The sequence below is a fragment of the Paenibacillus litoralis genome (assembly GCF_046244365.1).
GTDB lineage: Bacteria > Bacillota > Bacilli > Paenibacillales > NBRC-103111 > Paenibacillus_V.
The window spans coordinates 5,629,697-5,645,964 of the sequence record NZ_CP176395.1 but is presented as its reverse complement, the minus strand read 5'-3'; the positions used below and the strand labels follow the sequence as shown (position 1 = coordinate 5,645,964).

At 53.1% G+C, this 16,268-nt stretch carries 16 protein-coding genes and 1 other RNA gene; 15 read left to right on the top strand and 2 right to left on the bottom strand.

The window, feature by feature from the left end; all coding sequences use genetic code 11:
* Positions 1 to 89: 89 nt before the first annotated feature.
* The 4 genes from ACKGJP_RS23975 to rnpB all read left to right on the top strand — a co-directional run bounded on the left by ACKGJP_RS23975 (position 90) and on the right by rnpB (position 3,251).
* The gene (locus tag ACKGJP_RS23975; protein ID WP_409341314.1) at positions 90 to 917 is read left to right on the top strand and encodes a hypothetical protein; all 828 of its coding nucleotides are present in this window, start codon (positions 90 to 92) and stop codon (positions 915 to 917) included.
* A complete protein-coding gene (locus tag ACKGJP_RS23970; RefSeq protein WP_409341313.1) occupies positions 917 to 1,648 on the top strand; it encodes a tRNA (adenine(22)-N(1))-methyltransferase in 732 nt (243 codons plus the stop codon). Before ACKGJP_RS23975 ends, ACKGJP_RS23970 begins: the two co-directional genes overlap by 1 nt.
* Before the next feature lie 2 nt (positions 1,649 to 1,650).
* A complete protein-coding gene (locus ACKGJP_RS23965; protein WP_409341312.1) occupies positions 1,651 to 2,766 on the top strand; it encodes a Nif3-like dinuclear metal center hexameric protein in 1,116 nt (371 codons plus the stop codon).
* Positions 2,767 to 2,850: 84 nt separating this feature from the next.
* An RNA gene (gene rnpB, locus ACKGJP_RS23960) (RNase P RNA component class A) lies at positions 2,851 to 3,251 on the top strand.
* 136 nt (positions 3,252 to 3,387) lie between these two features.
* On the opposite strand, the gene ACKGJP_RS23955 is transcribed toward rnpB, so the two are convergent.
* Positions 3,388 to 5,322: a S8 family peptidase gene (locus ACKGJP_RS23955; protein ID WP_409341311.1), complete on the bottom strand. Its 1,935-nt coding sequence runs from the start codon at positions 5,320 to 5,322 to the stop codon at positions 3,388 to 3,390.
* 222 nt (positions 5,323 to 5,544) lie between these two features.
* Here ACKGJP_RS23955 and ACKGJP_RS23950 point away from each other — a divergent pair, with 222 nt between their 5' ends.
* From ACKGJP_RS23950 to thiI, 6 genes are all read left to right on the top strand, one after another.
* Positions 5,545 to 6,045, top strand: a complete 501-nt coding sequence (locus ACKGJP_RS23950) for a YpuI family protein (protein WP_409341310.1) — start codon at positions 5,545 to 5,547, stop codon at positions 6,043 to 6,045.
* Between the two features lie 105 nt (positions 6,046 to 6,150).
* The gene (locus tag ACKGJP_RS23945; protein ID WP_409341309.1) at positions 6,151 to 6,357 is read left to right on the top strand and encodes a DUF1540 domain-containing protein; all 207 of its coding nucleotides are present in this window, start codon (positions 6,151 to 6,153) and stop codon (positions 6,355 to 6,357) included.
* Positions 6,358 to 6,418: 61 nt separating this feature from the next.
* Positions 6,419 to 7,066: a hypothetical protein gene (locus tag ACKGJP_RS23940; protein ID WP_409341308.1), complete on the top strand. Its 648-nt coding sequence runs from the start codon at positions 6,419 to 6,421 to the stop codon at positions 7,064 to 7,066.
* 201 nt (positions 7,067 to 7,267) lie between these two features.
* Positions 7,268 to 7,912, top strand: coding sequence for a lytic transglycosylase domain-containing protein (locus ACKGJP_RS23935; RefSeq protein ID WP_409341307.1), 645 nt, complete (start codon positions 7,268 to 7,270; stop codon positions 7,910 to 7,912).
* 85 nt (positions 7,913 to 7,997) lie between these two features.
* Positions 7,998 to 9,143: a cysteine desulfurase family protein gene (locus tag ACKGJP_RS23930; RefSeq protein WP_409341306.1), complete on the top strand. Its 1,146-nt coding sequence runs from the start codon at positions 7,998 to 8,000 to the stop codon at positions 9,141 to 9,143.
* A gap of 57 nt (positions 9,144 to 9,200) precedes the next feature.
* Positions 9,201 to 10,430 (top strand): tRNA uracil 4-sulfurtransferase ThiI, encoded by a 1,230-nt coding sequence (gene thiI, locus ACKGJP_RS23925; RefSeq protein ID WP_409341305.1) that lies wholly within the window; start codon positions 9,201 to 9,203, stop codon positions 10,428 to 10,430.
* A gap of 16 nt (positions 10,431 to 10,446) precedes the next feature.
* Here the strand turns inward: thiI and ACKGJP_RS23920 are convergent, their stop codons facing one another.
* Positions 10,447 to 10,734, bottom strand: a complete 288-nt coding sequence (locus ACKGJP_RS23920) for a 4a-hydroxytetrahydrobiopterin dehydratase (protein WP_409341304.1) — start codon at positions 10,732 to 10,734, stop codon at positions 10,447 to 10,449.
* 156 nt (positions 10,735 to 10,890) lie between these two features.
* On the opposite strand from ACKGJP_RS23920, the gene ACKGJP_RS23915 reads away from it, so the two are divergent.
* From ACKGJP_RS23915 to ACKGJP_RS23895, 5 genes are all read left to right on the top strand, one after another.
* Positions 10,891 to 11,565, top strand: a complete 675-nt coding sequence (locus tag ACKGJP_RS23915; RefSeq protein WP_409341303.1) for a TerC family protein — start codon at positions 10,891 to 10,893, stop codon at positions 11,563 to 11,565.
* Between the two features lie 263 nt (positions 11,566 to 11,828).
* Positions 11,829 to 14,216 (top strand): hypothetical protein, encoded by a 2,388-nt coding sequence (locus ACKGJP_RS23910; RefSeq protein ID WP_409341302.1) that lies wholly within the window; start codon positions 11,829 to 11,831, stop codon positions 14,214 to 14,216.
* A complete protein-coding gene (locus tag ACKGJP_RS23905) occupies positions 14,213 to 15,142 on the top strand; it encodes an ATP-binding cassette domain-containing protein (protein WP_409341301.1) in 930 nt (309 codons plus the stop codon). Before ACKGJP_RS23910 ends, ACKGJP_RS23905 begins: the two co-directional genes overlap by 4 nt.
* A complete protein-coding gene (locus ACKGJP_RS23900) occupies positions 15,139 to 15,966 on the top strand; it encodes an ABC transporter permease (protein ID WP_409341300.1) in 828 nt (275 codons plus the stop codon). Before ACKGJP_RS23905 ends, ACKGJP_RS23900 begins: the two co-directional genes overlap by 4 nt.
* An 88-nt stretch (positions 15,967 to 16,054) precedes the next feature.
* The gene (locus ACKGJP_RS23895; protein WP_409341299.1) at positions 16,055 to 16,237 is read left to right on the top strand and encodes a hypothetical protein; all 183 of its coding nucleotides are present in this window, start codon (positions 16,055 to 16,057) and stop codon (positions 16,235 to 16,237) included.
* Positions 16,238 to 16,268: the final 31 nt, after the last annotated feature.

The window sequence follows — 16,268 nt, the reverse complement described above, 5'->3', positions numbered from 1 at the left end:
GGCCATGATTGGACGTAACATAATGGCCTTCTCCTGCCGATAATAGGAATGAAGCGAAGGAATCGTTAGGGAAAGGTGTATACGAACGAATGGATAAAGAGAAACGAAAGCTAATCGTTACCGAAATCGAACAATGGCGTCGAAGCAAATTGCTTCCCGAGCATTATTGCGACTTTCTGATTAATCTTTATTTGGATGATCCTGGCGAACGTCCCAAGAAGACATGGTTTGGCGTTTCCGCATCGTCAATCCAAAACAGCAGCCTGCGATTTTGGCTCCTGCTGTTCGGCGGCATCGGACTAATTTCCTATTTTGTACTTCATTTTAACTCTTTTCCATTACCAATGCAAATTGCCATTTCTTCACTTTTTATCCTGACATGCTATATGCTAGCAGGAGTTCAGCGCAATAAACAGCCGATCGTTTCCTATCTGTGCTGCGGCATTGCTTCGTTGTCGATATTGACGATCGGGCTGGTCCTATTGCGGGCTCATGATGCCGGCGAAGGGGCGGTTGTCGGTTACGTAGGCCTTTGCAGTATCGTTTGGATGGTTTCGGGAATTTCGATGCGGCTGCCCATATTTCATTTTTGCGGGTGGATCGTGTTATGCTTGTTATATGGATGGTTCTTGAATCAAAATATAAGCAGCTTCGATTGGATGGCGCTGCAAATGAGCTGGGTGCCTGTCAGCGTCGTACTGGCATGGCTGGGCTGGCTCATTCAATACCGTAGCAAAGCGTCGGGTACGGTGCTTCTCGCCGTCGGCTTCTTACTCTGGTTCGTGCCGGAAGGCTTCGGACTCGGATTAACGGAGCTGAGCCGGGATATGCTGCAGCTGTCGATGTTCGGCAAGCTGATGATTGCCGGGGCGGTTTTATTCGCTTCGAGAAAAAAATGGACTGAGTGGGTAGCATAATGGTACTTTTATCAAAACGTTTGGCTTTAATCGCGCGACTAGTACCGGCGGGCAGCAAATTGGCGGATATCGGCTCCGACCACGCGCTACTCCCTGTTTTTTTGTGCCAGCAAGGTACGGTGGTGTCGGCGGTGGCGGGAGAATTAAATCCGGGTCCTTACGCTGCCGCGCAAAAGCAGGTGACGGATGCCGGGTTATCCGATCGCATCGAAGTGAGGCGCGGGGATGGGCTTGCCGTCATCGCTCCCGGAGAAGCGGATGTCGTTACGATCGCGGGGATGGGCGGCAGTCTGATTGCCTCGATATTGTCGGCCGGAGAAGCGAAGCTGACGGGAACGAGCAGGCTGATCCTGCAGCCGAACGTCGGGGAAGAACAGGTGCGCCGGTGGCTGTTCGAGCACGGCTGGGCGCTTGCGGACGAGTATATTATAGAAGAAGACGGTAAAATTTACGAAGTGCTCGTCGCAGAGCGCAGGTCCGACGCAGAGGTTTTCAATGCAGCCTTGTATGAGGAAGCGAAGCAGGGGCTCGGGTTTAAAATGGGACCTTATTTGCTGAAAAACCCTTCGCCGGTGTTCGTAAGCAAGTGGGAATCGGAGCTCGTCAAGCTGAAACGGATTGTCCGGCAGCTTGGCGAATCCGAGCTGGAAGCTTCGGCGGATAAACAGGCGGAATTTCAAGCGGAAATAGCCGATATCGAGCGGGTGCTCGCCGGCGTCGGGAGGAATTAGCGGTGTTTGCAAACGGTCAAACGGTCATCCAACTATTCGAGCAGCTGGCTCCTAAGCATTTTGCCATGCCTGACGATAAAATCGGTCTGCAGTTGGGGACGCTGAACAAAGAAATACGAAAGGTTCTGATAGCGCTGGACGTGACGGAAGCGGTCGTGGAGGAAGCGATCAGTGAGAAAGCCGAGCTGATCATTGCGCATCATGCCATCATTTTCCGTCCGTTAGCCCATTTGCGAACGGATTTGCCGGCCGGGAGGCTGTACGAGAAGCTGATCAAGCACGATATTGCCGTATATATCGCGCATACGAACCTCGATGTGGCGGAAGGCGGCATTAATGACATGCTCGCAGAGGCGCTTGAGCTGTCGGAGCTTCGCCATGTAACGGAGGTTCATACCGAGAAGCTGAAAAAGCTGGTCGTCTTCGTACCGGAGGATCATCAAGAAAACGTAAGGCAGGCCTTGTTCAAAGCGGGGGCGGGCTGGATCGGAAAATACAGCCATTGCAGCTTCAACATCGAAGGGACGGGCACTTTCTTGCCGCGCGACGGAGCGGATCCGTATATTGGCGAACAAGGGAAAATGGAGCAGGTTCGCGAAATCAGGCTGGAGACGATCGTTCCGGAAAGTTTGGAGCGCCGCGCCGTTCAGGCGATGCTCAAGGCTCATCCTTACGAAGAGGTCGCGTACGATTTGTATCCGATGGATTTGAAGGGCCGCATTTTCGGCTTGGGGCGGGTTGGCAAGCTTGCTGCTCCGACTACGCTCGGCGAGTTCGCGGAGTATGTCAAGCGGGCGCTCGAGCTGCCTTCCGTCCGCGTTGTGGGCGATCTCAACAGGCCGGTTGCCAAAGCCGCCGTGCTGGGCGGAGCGGGCGCCAAATTCGTGCGGGACGCGCAGTTCGCCGGCGCCGATGTGCTGGTAACGGGCGATATCGACTACCATACGGCTCAAGACGCGCTCGCTGCAGGCTTCGCCATTATCGATGCGGGTCACAACATCGAAAAAATCATGAAGCATAAAACGGCGGCATACATGAACGCCCAGTTGGCCTCCAAAAAGTATGAAACGGCAGCCATTCATTCGAAGCTGAACACGGAAGTGTTTACGTTCGTGTAGCAGATGAGGGAGCTTCTTCTAAGGATGGAGCGAATTGATAGTTGTGTTTGCTTCGCAAGCGATGTATACTAGCAAATGGATTGGGAAGTTTGACAGACAATCGCTGGCGGCTTAGCCGCGAGAGGAAAGTCCGGGCTCCACAGGGCAGGATGCTGGATAACGTCCAGTCAGCGCGAGCTGAAGGATAGTGCCACAGAAATGGACCGCCGATGGTGCTCACGCACACAGGCAAGGGTGGAACCGTGGTGTAAGAGACCACGAGGGAGGCTGGTGACTTCCTCCCTGGTAAACCCCATCTGGAGCAAGACCTAAGAGGGACGCCGCGAGTTCGGCTCGCAGCCTTAGCCCGAGGCGCGTCCGGGTTGGTCGCTTGAGCCGTGCAGCAATGTACGGCCTAGAAAGATGATTGTCGCTTCAATGGTGGGAGGGTCGTTCCCGTTCGGACCACTGGAAGTACAGAACCCGGCTTACGGCAAACTTTCCATTAACGATTAACGAGAGAGGCTATTCCAAAGTCATGCAGATGACGAAGGGGTAGCCTTTTATTGTTTGATTAATGCAAATGAATCTCCGGCAAATAAAGAAGCTGCCCTTGGCGAAAGGGGCAGCTTCTTTGTTTGCTTATTTTTGTGCCATGGCTTTCGCTTCGGCCTGCTTCAGCTCACGATTCATCCATTGATACCAGAAACCGAGCGAGCCTCGGCTTTGCTGGGCGGCCTTGAGCGCTTTGACGACATCGATCTGCCCGTAGCCAAAATAGTTGTCCTTCCCGGCCGGCCCCAAATCGGATGCCGTCTGGCGCATAATATCCATCACTTCCGTATTCTTAAGCAGCGGATTGACGGAACGGATGAGCGCAGCCAGAGCCGTGACATGCGGGCTGGCCATCGAGGTGCCGGACAGCGCGGCGTACTGGTTATGCGGATAGGTGCTGGCGATACTCACGCCCGGCGCCGCCACATCGATATATTCGCCATAATTGGAAAAGCTCGCTTTACTTTTGTTCGAATCGATGGCAGCGACGGCGAATACTTCCGGATAAGCGGCGGGATACCCGGGTTTTTCGGTGTTATCGTTGCCGCTCGCCGCAATAAGCACGATATCTTTGTCGTACGCGTATTTAATGGCATCATGCAAAAAGTTCGCATCGGCGTAATTGCCCAGACTCATATTGATGACTTTCGCTCCGTGATCGGCCGCCCAAATGATGCCCTGCGCGACGGCGTAGGTACTGCCGGCTCCGGTTTCGTCAAGCACTTTGACCGGCAGCACCGGATTGTACCAAGTCATGCCGGCTACACCCTCGCGGTTATCCGTAAGCGCGGATATGACGCCTGCGACATGCGTGCCGTGTCCGACGTCGTCCTGCGGCGATGCATCGTTGTTAATTACGTTATAGCCATCCAGAAGACGGCCTTTGAGATCGGGGTGATCGAGATCTACGCCGGTATCTACGACGGCTACGACGACGTCCTTCGTGCCTTTGCCGATCGTCCATCCCGATTCGGTGGCGATGATGGGCAAATTCCATTGATACTTGCCGTATAAAATATCGTTCGGCTTCGGGGCAGCCGCTTGTTCCGATGCTTCACTGCCGCCGTTAGCCTGCATTTTGGAGCTATCGACGGTCCCGTAAGGATCTTTTTGCTCAAGCTGCTTTATTGCGGTGTTCGTCATGTACAAGAAATGCGGCTCGGCATAATCGACGCCCCATTTCTGGAAGTAATCCATAAGCTGCTTCGCCTCCATGGCGGAGGAACGAAAAATGTACGTATAGCCCAATTTGCGAACCGAGTGGGCTTGGATATCCGCGCGTATTTTTTTCAGGTCGGCTTCCGTAGGTTCTTTTTTGAATTTGACGACGACCTCGAACTTGTGGTAATGGCTCGTCCCTTCGTTGTCCTCGGGATGATCGACCTTCACATCCTGCAAGGTTTTGGAGTCGACGGACTCGATTTTCCAATTGTTATCCGCGGGATAAGGGACAACGCGTAAATTTTTAATTTGATGATCCTTTACATGACGAAGAATGTCCTGATGGACGAGCCCGACCAAAGCGCCGTCCTTGCTAGGGGATGAAACGCCCAATACGAAATAATTATCTCCTCCAGCTTGAAGGGGCGGCGATTCGTAATCTTGACGGTTCTTCGCAGCTTCCTTCGCCCGCTCAAACTCGTGACCTGCCTGCTGAACGACACTCTCCGGCACATTGCCGACGCCCGTGCCCATCTCCAGAGGAGCATCATGGGGAGTCCAAATCAGCTTCTCCATATGCGGATGCTCCTTCTGCAAGGCCGCCAAAGCCGCGCGGATCGGTTCCTCTCCGTTATCGGGAAGCTTCTCCGCCGCCGCGTGAAGATCGAGCATGCATTGACTGCGGCAGAGCAAATCCGTATCTTTGACGTCTTGGTCCACCTGGGCTTGCTTGATCGATATTTCTTTGTCGGCCGATAATGCCTCCGGTTTATCCGGAACATCCGGCGTTTTTCCTTGCTGCGGGATAAGTATTGCGACAAGTGCCGCTGCAACGAGTACCGCTCCGACTTGTTTCCGCATGGAAACCTCCCTTCACGCCATAACACCTGTTCGTTTTATGCGTGGTTTATTGTTTTTTGCAGCGAATCGGTTTATAATCTTCAAGGTTAGGTTGGAATGCGGGCCGATGTTTTATGCGGCAAGAAGGCCTTTTTCGTTATACCGTTTACAGAAAATTTATGGTACGATGATAGCATGAACACCTGTTAGCCGAAGTAACCCGCCCAAGGAGGTCTTTTTGACATGACGGTGTCTCAAGTGAGAAGTATTTGCGAATCGTCCAAGGACAAATTAAAAACCGCAATCGGCAAATTGGAGCTATTCCTTAACAATCATTCGCTCGCTCAACTGAATACGGAGAACGATCCGTCGAATGATGACTTTTATCGTTCATACTTGTCCGATATGCGTCATCTGCTTGTGTTTTGCGAAGTGGCATATGAAAAGCTCGGCGTAAGCCTGCGCCGCCCTACATTCAACGTCGAATACTCCGAGCGCGTGCTTTATGATGTGTATCATACGTGCGTAAACGGCTTTTTCTACCCTAAGAACGAGTGTTATTCCGAAGACGGACGCTATGCCTATACCGGACAGGACGCCATTCGCTTCCGCAAAAAACCGGTGCGCGACGTTCGCGATCTGACGATCGAGCTTTCCAAAATTTTCGAGGAACTGCGTGAAGACTTGTCTTATTACGAAACGGACTACATTACCCAACGCAGAATGCAAGGCGAGAAGGTATAATTTTTTTCATTCCAAGACAGAGGCAGCCAATTGGCGCCTCTGTCTTTTTTTCACTCGGATTGACCCTTCCCGTGAAGGAGACACTTGTACTGGGAGGTGACGAACATGCCTGATGTAAAATGTACGGTGGCAAACTGCGGATTTTGGACCGAAGGGAATAACTGCAACGCATCCAGCATCCAAATCGAGGTGGACGCCCACGCTTCCGCTAACGTGAAAGAAGAATTTGCTGGAGAGCTCGGCTCCGATCACCAGGATGAAGCTTCCAACTCGCGCAGTACATGCTGTCAAACCTTTGTGCAGAAACGCTAATCCGTTTTTGGGAGTAGGAAAAGCAAGCGGAATGGACTACTCGTAGAAAAGGAGCAACAGCATGACTAAACACAAGCACCACTCGCACAAGGAGCATAAGAATCCGGTTCATTCCGGCAAGAACGAATCGGGCGTACCGGATTCGTTCCAGTCGCAAGCTTCGGCTGGACCCGTTAAAACGGACTCCTCCGAAACGATCGCCGCGACCTCGATGCCCGCTCAATCGGATGCGTTCAACCTCGATGCGTATGAATCGGATTCGGTATCATCCGAACTAAGCCGGACGTACCAGTCGACTTTGCCGGTAAGCGGCAACGAGTGGGGATATTCGTCCACCCGTCAGAAAGAGCCATATTCATCCAGTCCTTCCGGGCTTGCGGAAGAGCCGTTCGAACAGGATGCCGAATTTGCCTCGGAAATCGCCTACCCGTCCGGAATCGGAGCCGATCCTGACGTAAGGCTTGAACGGCGCGACGACGGCCGGAACGATGCGGAAGCGAAGAGCTCGGAGGGAGCGGCTCTCGGCTGGTTCGGCTTAGTGCTTGCCGTCATTTCTTTATTCGTATGGCCGGCAGTGATCGGTACGATCGCCGTCATTGTCGGAATCGTGGCCTACGTTCGCGGCAGCCGCGGCCTTGGGGCTTGGACGATGGGGATCGGGCTCGTTTCGTTATTGGCCTATTTTTTCCTTGTTCCTTATTATGCATAACGGTTAGCTCAAACACATGGGCGGATGGCATTGCCATCCGCCCATGTGTTTTATTTGGCGTAAAGGTCCTTGCGCTTATACAAGCATTCATTGGACAAAATAGTAAATAATGCTCTGGTACAAAAATGAAAAAGCTTGTACAATGACTTTATTGAACAGATCATTCCGCGGACTAGTGTGGAAACGGGCAGGGGAGTTAACATGAGTATCGATCCGAGAATCATGAAGCAGCTAATAGAGATCCAATTTTCGAACCGAATCAACCTGTTGTCCTCCGACAGCGCAGCGCAAGCCGATTCTCAGCCGTTCGGGGAAATGCTGGAGCTTCTGCTGGGAGAGCAATCCTCCTCATTCCCTTCGAACAATAAGGTCGTTCCTGCTGCAAATCTGCTTGCGCGCACGGCTTCTTTGCATCCCGGCTTGGCGGGACCTTCGGCGTTCGATCCGCTCATCGAACAAGCCAGTACGAAGCACGGAGTAGCGGCAAGTTTGGTGAAATCAGTCATTCATGCGGAATCGTCATTCGATTCGCAGTCCGTCTCCGGTGCCGGAGCCAAAGGGCTCATGCAGCTCATGGATGCCACGGCTAGAAGTCTCGGCGTGACCGATTCCTTCGATCCGGAGCAGAATATTAACGGCGGCACACGGTTCTTATCCGAGTTGCTGAGCAAATACAACGGAAGCGAAGCGATCGCGCTAGCCGCGTACAATGCGGGGCCTACCCGCATCGACCGGATGGGAATCCGTACCGAGGCGGATCTTCAGGCCAAATTTGCCGAACTGCCGAAAGAAACGCAGCAATACGTAAATAAAGTGTTGGAATTGGTGAAGGGTTATCAAGTATAATACGTTTTGGTCGAGAAAAGATCGGTTCCGATCTTTTTTCTTTTTGTTCAGTTAGAGGAAGAAGAAGCAGCCGAGGTGATAGCATTTGCTTTATTTCGATATGTGCGCCACAACGCCGCCGCATGAAGAAGTGATTACGGCCGTTACCGATGTGATGAAACGGCATTACGGCAATCCTTCGTCGATACATCGAATCGGATTGGAAGCCGAGCAGTTGCTGCGCAAAGCCCGTGAAGTCGTTTCCGGATCCTTGAAATGCCGCCCGGATGAAATTGTGTTTACGTCGGGCGGAACCGAGAGCAACAACTTGGCGATCAAAGGAGCTGCGCGCAGCTACCGCAATCGCGGCAAACACATTATTACGAGCTCCGTCGAGCATGCTTCCGTTTACGATTGCTGCAAGCAGCTGGAGGAAGAGGGGTACCGAATAACCTATCTTCCGGTTGACGAGACGGGAGCCGTTAGGGTTGAAGACGTTCGAAGCGCTCTATCGGACGATACGATTCTTGTCAGTATCATGCATGTAAATAACGAGGTCGGAAGGATTCAACCCGTTCAGCAGATCGGAGAATTGATTAAAGCGTATCCCGGCATCTTGTTTCATGTCGACGCCATACAAAGTATCGGGAAATTATATGTCTCGCCAAAGGAGCTTGGCGCCGACTTGCTAAGCGTTTCGGCGCATAAGGTGCACGGGCCGAAAGGAGCAGGCTTGCTTTACGTACGCAAGGGAGTCAGCTTGACGCCGCAGCTCGTCGGGGGCGGTCAGGAATCCGGGCTTCGTTCCGGAACGGAAAACGTGCCGCTGATCGTCGGGATGGCCAAGGCGGTGCGAATGGCCGTGCAGGATCAGCAGGCGAATGCGGACAAGCTGTACGGCCTGCGGAAGCGGCTTGAGGATAAGCTGGCGGGCATGCCGGATCTGATCATGAACGGATCGCCCGCAATGAACGAAATGGCGCCGCAGCTCGTCCATTTCTCGTTTCCCGGAATGAAATCGGAAGTCGTCGTGCATGCTTTAGAACAACATGGCATTTGTATTTCTACCCGCTCGGCGTGCGCTTCCGGCGAAGAGCTGCCAAGCCGCGTGCTGCTGGCGATGGGCTGCGGCAAGGAACGCGCCGTCAGCGGTCTCAGGGTCAGCTTTTCGGCGGCGCATACGGCGGAGGATATCGACTTTTTCGGCGAATGCTTGAAACAGGTCGTCGAGAAGCTTCGAATCCTGAAGTAACATCGAGAACGAGATTGGAACAACTTGAATGGCTTCTGGCATGGTGGAGGGATGTTTATGAAAACGGACACGGTGATTGTACGACTAGGGGAACTAACGTTAAAAGGCCGGAATCGTCACCGGTTTGAGAAACAAATGATGCACCAGCTGCAAATGCTGGTGTTTAGAGCATATCCGCGGCTGACCAGCAGCAGCGAATTCGGACGCATTTATTTGCAGTTAAACGGAGAACCGTACGAGGGAGTTGCCGAGGCGCTATCCAAAGTATTCGGTCTAACCTCGTACAGCCCGGCCGTGCGAACGGAGCTTACGCTGGAAGCACTGCGCGAGGCTGCGCTGGAAGCCGTATACGCGATTCCGGTTCAACCGAAAACGTTCAGGGTTACGGTTCGCCGCGCCAATAAATCGTTTCCGCATGCGACGCCGGAGCTGCTTGGCTTGATCGGCGGGCATGTGCTTAGAGCCATTCGCGAATTGAAAGTGGACGTCCACCATCCGGAAGCGGTAGTGACGGTCGATATTCGGGACGATGCGGCTTACGTATTTACGGAGTCGCTTCCGGGTGCGGGAGGATATCCCCTCGGCAGCAACGGCAAAGCGCTTCTCATGCTTTCCGGAGGCATCGACAGTCCGGTAGCCGGCTGGCTGGCCATGCGCCGCGGACTCAAGGTGGAGGCGGTTCACTTCCATAGCTATCCGTTTACGAGCGAGCGGGCGAAGCAAAAAGTAATCGATTTGGCCCAAACGTTGTCGGTCTATAGCGGAAGCTTAAAACTGCACATGGTGTCCTTTACGGACATTCAGACGAAGCTGAAGCAAGCTTCGGTCGATAATTTGATGATTACGCTGATGAGAAGAGTCATGCTGCGGATAGTCGAGAAGATCGCGGGGGAATGCGCTGCGGGAGCGATCGTGACGGGCGACAGCCTGGGACAGGTAGCCAGTCAAACGCTCCCGAGCTTGAACGCGATCGGCAGTGCGGCAAGCTTGCCATTGCTCCGTCCGCTTATTATGATGGATAAGAGCGAAATCATTCGCATGGCGGAGCAAATCGGCACCTTTGAGCTGTCCATTTTACCCTATGAGGACTGCTGCACGCTGTTTGTACCGAAGTCGCCGAGCACGAATCCAAACCCGAATCTTGTTGCGAGAATCGAGCAATCGCTGGAATGGCTGGAAGCCGCGGTTGAAGAAGCGGTGAAAAGCAGAGAAATTTTGACCGTCAGCATGGAGACGAACGGCGAGAATAGCCCGAATCGACCGGAGGAAATGGACGCCTATTTCTGAACCCGGTCAGAGGCGTTTACAAGGACGAGGACAGCGAATCGATTTGCTGGGCAAGCGAAAAATCTTTGCCGGTTACGCCGTTTTCTTCGTGGGTTGTCAACGAAACGGTTACGCGATCTTTGCGGATGAGCAGGTCGGGATGGTGGTTGGCCGTTTCGGCAAGCGCCGCGATCTGTCCTACGAAGCGAATGGCGGCTGCAAACGAGGGTAGACGATACGTTTTATGAAGCGAGCTGTTCTCGAATTTCCAGCTTTGCAGCTTTCTTAAATAAACGGCAATTTGTTCTGCGGATAATTTGGACATAAACGAGCACCTCTTCTCATAAGATATGCTTGTTTCGAGTACAACCTTGGTGTACGGTTTCGAAATGAGCCGTAACGTAAATTATGTAGCGTAATTCTAGAATATACCTTTGGTAACGGGGATTGCGATAGTAAGCGAATATAGGGGGCTTTTCGCATGGATTGGTTTTTGCTTTTTCTCGAAATTATGTTGATCAACATCGTCCTTAGCGGGGACAATGCGGTAGTCATCGCTTTAGCCAGCAAAAATTTACCCATTGAGCAGCGCAAAAAAGCGATTTGGTGGGGCGCATTCGGAGCGGTGGGGCTTCGGCTCGTGCTGACGATCGCCGCCGTTTCGCTGCTGAAGGTTCCCTATATCCAGGCGGCCGGCTCTTTCCTTCTTATGTGGATCGCGGTCAAGCTCCTGATCGAAGATGAAGGGGAAACGAACGTCAAGGAGGCGACCACGCTCGGAAAAGCGGTGTGGACCATTATCGTGGCCGACTTTGTAATGAGCTTGGATAATGTGCTTGCTATTGCGGCAGCCGCAAAGAATGACGTAGCCGTTATTATTCTCGGTATCGGACTTAGCATACCGATCATTGTGTGGGGAAGCACGCTTGTCATGAAGCTGCTGCACAAATTCCCGGTTTTCGTCTTTATCGGAGCAGGGATTCTCGGCTATACGGCTGGTGAAATGTTCATCGGCGACAAAAAAGTAAGCGAGTATTTCCATTCGGACCTGCTTCATACGCTTCTGCCTATCGTGCTTGCGCTTGTCGTAATCGTCGCCGGCATCGTCAAGAAATTGATTTCCCGGACCAAGCCGAACGAGCCGTCGACCCGGTAAGCCAACCCTCGGGCATACCGGATAGATAGAAGATCATCCGCAAGATGCGAGATTATGTTGCCAAAAAAAACCTTCGATTCGCTTTCCTAGCGGTTTCGCAGGTTTTTTTATTATTGCCGGAACGTTTCGAAGGGTACGCCTATTTCGCTAAACTGCGGGGATTTCGCGAATTTCGCGCGAAAAGCAACTTTTTTTCCTTTTGCTCGTCTATGTCATTGAAGGTATTTTTTGCCTATTTCAACCGACTGAGAGGAGTATGAATTGTGGTTCGAACGAATGTTCGGAGAGCTTGGCTTTTTTGTATCGCCGTCTGTCTGCTCATTGCGGCGGGCGGATTTTCGTTTGCCTTGCCGGCAAGCGCGGAAGAAGACAAGCTAAGCCTGCAGATCGACCCGGCCGTGAACGGCCAGGCGAAGGGGGATAAGTGGTTTCCGGTTCAGTTTACGATTACGAATCAAGGAAGCGACGTAAGCGGCGAGCTGGCCGTTACGTTTCCGTCGATGTCGGGCGGCAAGGACGTTACCTATTCGGTTCCGGTCGATATGCCGAAACAAACGACCAAAACGGTCACGATGGCGTTGCCGGGAATGAACTTCAATAAAAACAACAATAAAGTCGTTTTTTATAAAGGGAAAGCGGCGGACGGCAAACCGGTCGGCTTCGCCGGCGGTTCGGCTTACATAGAAACCGCTCCGCTGCCGTTCGGCACGGTTCAGGTCGGCGTCATAGCACGCGATCCCGATACGATGAGCTTCCTCGGTTTATTAAATCAAAAAGGCTATCAAGTGAAGACGGTTCCGCTAAAAATGGAAAATATCCCGGCGGAATCCATGCTCCTCGATTCCATGGATATGCTCGTATTCAACGATGCGGCGTCCGATCAGTTGAAAGAAGATCAGGTGAAGGCAATCGAAGGCTGGGTAAAAAGAGGCGGCATGCTCGTGCTTGCGGGCGGTGCCGGCTATCCCAAGACGGCCGCGCCGTTCGGCTCGATTTCACCGGTCGCTTACAGCGGGACGGAGAGTGTCAAAGAGCTGAACGCGCTGTCCAAGGCGGCAGGAAAAGAACTGACGCTTGCGGAGCCGTTCACCGTTTCGAGAGCGGAGCTGAAAGGCGGCCGCGCCGTCATTTCGGAAGGGCTGCTTCCCCTTTTTGCATCCAAATCGTTAGGTGCCGGGCAGGTATGGTATGCAGCCTACGACCTTGCGCTGAACCCTCTCGCTTCGTGGAACGGCAATACGGCGGTATGGGAAACGATCTTATCCGGCTATATGAAGTCTTCCGGCATGAACAAATTTAATAACAACTGGTTTTGGGAAATCAATAACGAACTAGAGAATTTCAAAGCGTTCAAGCTCCCGTCCTTCGGCATTTTGCTGCTTGTCATTATTTTGTATGCAATCGTAGTAGGACCTTTGATGTATGCCGTTCTGCGCAAAATGGACAAGCGGGAATGGGCTTGGCTGACGATTCCGCTGGCGGCGGTCGTTTTTACGGCGGGCATTTATGTCGTCGGTGCGTCAGGCCGCAGCTCGACGATGTCGCAGGCGTTTTCGACAGTTACGCTTGACGGAAGCGGAGAGGGGGCGAAGACCTCTTTCAGTTCGGTATTCGTTCCGCGAGGCGGCGAATTTCGGCTTGACATACCGGTCTCAAGTTATGTAACCCCTATGATCGACATCAATTACCGCAGCAGCGGAGGCAATGGGCTGCGCGGAACGACGGATATGTTCGTAACGAAGGCGCCGGGAAGCACGAACGTGACTTTCAGCGACGTTTCGTATTGGTCGATCCGTAAGGCTTCGATCGAGTTCGATAAGCCCGAGCCGTTCGGCATGCTGGAAACGAAGGTAAAAGTAACGGCGTCCGGAATCGACGGGACGGTAACGAACCGGACGAATACCGATCTTACGGGCGTCAGCCTATATGCCGGGGGACAGATTTATGCGCTGAAGGACTTGAAAGCCGGCGAAACGGCGATTGCGCAATCGCCCACAACCTCCGGCACGGCTTTCGTATCGAGCAATCTGTACGACCTGGCTAACGTTTTGCTGCCCTACCAAGGCGGCCCACGCGACGACAATCGTCAGAAGCGGGCTCTGCTGTCGACATACGTGCAGAAAATGCAGGATCGGGATTTATCCGCATTCGTTATCGGCTGGAGCGAGAAGAGCGACGGCAACCTGTATACGGTAGAAGGCAAAGCGGTGCAAACCGACGAACTGACATTGTGGGCTCAGTCCATCGACGTCGAGCTGGTTTCCGGCTCGTCCGTTTTCGTACCGGGCAGCAATTTGAAGCCGCAGGTCGTATCCTCGACGGCCTCGCAGACGAACGATCCTTACGGGAACGTAACGGCAGGTATGGGGGAAATCGTATTGGAGTATAAGCTTCCCGGAATCCCTGGGGCTGCGTTCGGCAAAATGAGCAAGCTGAATAACCTCGACAAGGGCGGACAAATAACCTATGAAATATGGAACGCCGCGAAGCAGACTTGGGAGTCGTTCGATTATGCCAAGCTGACGCAGGAAGGCGCTCTGGCGGAATTTGTGGAAGGCGGACAGTCGATCAAATTGAAAATCAACTTGAAGCAAAGAGAAGTGCAAATGCGGTACCCTGAGTTTGCCGTGGAAGGAACGGTGAAGCCATGATCGAAATACGGGATTTGACGAAGACATACGGCAGCTTTACGGCGCTCAGTTCTTTGACGATGACGATCGAAGCGGGGACGGTCTTCGGCTTTGTCGGACCGAACGGGGCGGGGAAATCGACGACGATGATGATTTTGGCTACTCTGCTTGCCCCGACGTCCGGAACGGCCAAAGTAGGCGGCTACGAAGTAACGGAGCATCCGAAGGACGTCAGAAGATTGATCGGGTATATGCCGGATTTTTTCGGCGTTTACGATAATTTCAAGACGACGGAGTACCTCGATTTCTATGGAGCCAGCTACGGCATCCCTCGGGCGGAACGGCAAAAGATGATTCCGCAGCTGCTCGAGCTCGTCAATCTGACCGATAAAGCCGATTTTTATGTAGACGCACTTTCCCGCGGGATGAAGCAGCGGCTTTGTTTGGCAAGATGCCTCGTTCATGATCCGCAGCTGCTCATTTTGGACGAGCCTGCTTCAGGGATGGACCCGAGGGCCCGTATCGAAATGCGGGAGATTTTGAAAGAGCTGAAAAGCATGGGCAAGACGATCATCATTTCGTCGCACATCTTGCCTGAGCTTGCGGAAATGGTCGATGAAATCGGCGTTATCGAACGAGGCCAGCTGATCGCCAAAGGGAAGGTTTCCGACATTCAGCGGCAGATGCGGGCAAGCCGCGTGTTGACGATCCGGATGCTGGAGCGGGAAGCGGAGGCGGCGGGCGAGCTGAAGGACGCTATGCACGTTTCGTACGTTCAGCATGACGAGCAAGGGATTCACCTTCATTTCGGCGGCGACGACGAGGAGCAATCGGCGCTGCTGCTGCAGCTGATCGCGAAGGGCTATAAGGTGGTTACGTTCAGCGAGGCGCAGACCGATCTGGAGGACGTTTTCTTGGAAATTACGAAGGGGGCGGGCGCGCCATGAATGGGAGACTTAAGCTGATCAATCCCGTGCTGGAAAAAGAATTTCGCCTCCGGATGCGGACGGTCCGATCGTCGCTGGCGGTGCTGATCTATTTGATTGCGATGACTTTGCTTGCCTTCGGCTATATGTATATGTCGATGTTCGGCGGCAACACCGGCGTATTTAATCCGCAGCGAAGCCAAGAGCTGTTTTATTTCCTTAGCGGGGCGCAGATGGTGCTCATCACGTTTATGGTTCCGGGCTTGACGGCAGGCGTCATAAGCGGCGAACGGGAGAAGCAGACGCTTAATATTTTGCTCACGACCCAGCAAAGCTCCACGACGATCATTTTGAGCAAGCTGTTTTCGTCTCTAAGCTTTATGCTGGTCGTGATGATTGCTACTCTGCCGCTATACAGCGTCGTGTTCCTGTACGGGGGCGTATCGCCGGTGCAGCTCGTTGCGGTGTTCCTGTTCTATGTATTCGTTATGCTGGTGCTCGGCTCGGTCGGGGTGTTCGTCTCGACGGTGTTCAAGAAAACGATGGTGGCGGTTATCGTCACCTACGGCTTCGCGGTATTTATTTACGGATTTACGGGGCTAGCGGCGATTTTCTTGTCGCAAACGTTCTTCCGGGGATCCAGTATGGTACCCGGCATGCTGCTTGGCTTGAACCCGATGGGAGCGCTGATCAGCGTTTTCAATCCGGACTTTTCGTACGACGTGTTTAACCGGCAAACGCATTTGCAGCTTTGGCACATTTTCGTTCCCGTGTACGCCGTCATAACGGCGGCCGCACTCTGGCTAAGCATTGTGTTCCTTCGTCCGCGCATGAAGCGGAGATAGAGTTCGGGAGGGGAAGGTTCTGGGGATTGTTGCGTTAATCGTTCTATTTGTCGTTCCGGTATTGCTGCGGCGGGTATTAGAGGTCGCAATGGGACTGTTTTTCATTCTTTTTATCATCTGTCTGATGAGCCAACTGGGCGATCGCGAGTTTTTGCTCTTTGCATCGGTTGCCTGGATTTTAGGTTCGATTACGGCCCTTAGCCTGCGGGGCCGGCAGTACGGCGCGAATGCTAAGGAAGAGCATGAAAGAGAGTTTCACGACCGGAAATAAAGCCGCGGGACGGCTGCTGCCTTAATGCGGA